The sequence below is a fragment of the Vibrio sp. YT-19(2023) genome, from assembly GCF_033337395.1.
Genome location: NZ_JAWOQN010000548.1, coordinates 1 through 676 on the forward strand (window position 1 = coordinate 1; position 676 = coordinate 676).

At 45.1% G+C, this 676-nt stretch carries 1 protein-coding gene; it reads right to left on the reverse strand.

Features of this window, described 5'->3' with window-relative positions; genetic code table 11:
• Positions 1-583 (reverse strand): nicotinamide riboside transporter PnuC (gene pnuC / locus R7E78_RS27045; protein WP_318058735.1); only part of this gene is annotated, 583 nt, incomplete at its 3' end.
• Positions 584-676 lie beyond the last annotated feature (93 nt).

Sequence of the window (676 nt, forward strand, 5' to 3'; positions counted from 1 at the left end):
TGATGTTGATCACAACCCATAGAATCCAGTTTTCGACGTATTTACGTGTCATCAGAACTTGTGCAACAACAGAAACTACCGTCATAGTTGCATCCCAGAACGGGAACGCATCAGGCTCAAGTACTGGCTCAGACAGGCCTGCACCGAAAATGTTTAGGCTATCAACAGCAATGTTTGCCAGCGCGAAGAAGAATGGGTCAATGTAGATGGTCAACAATGCAATCGAGACCACACAAACAACCGCAGTCGCCATCAGCTTTTGCTTGCTAAGCCAACGAACTTCCAACGTTTCACCTTGTGCATTTGGTCGAGTCCATGCGTACCAACCGTAAATGTTGGCGCAGAAGAAAAACAGTTGAAGAAGTAGCAACCCGTACAACTGAATTTGGAAAAAGATAACAGCAAAAAGAGTGACATTCAGTAAGCCGAATACGTAGTTGATGGTCTTCTCTTGGCTCGCAAACCAAATGCAAAGCAGACCAAAGACGGTTCCGAATGCTTCGATCCAGCTCATTGCGTAGCCGTCTCCAATCGGAATGGTAACGAGGGTATTGTTGATATCGAGTAAGGCGAATAGGTCCATGGTGATGTCCTTTATTATTTTGTTTGGAATACGCCCATATTAGGGTGCAGCAACAAACAAAAAGGAGGACATTTGTCCTCCTCTTGATGCACT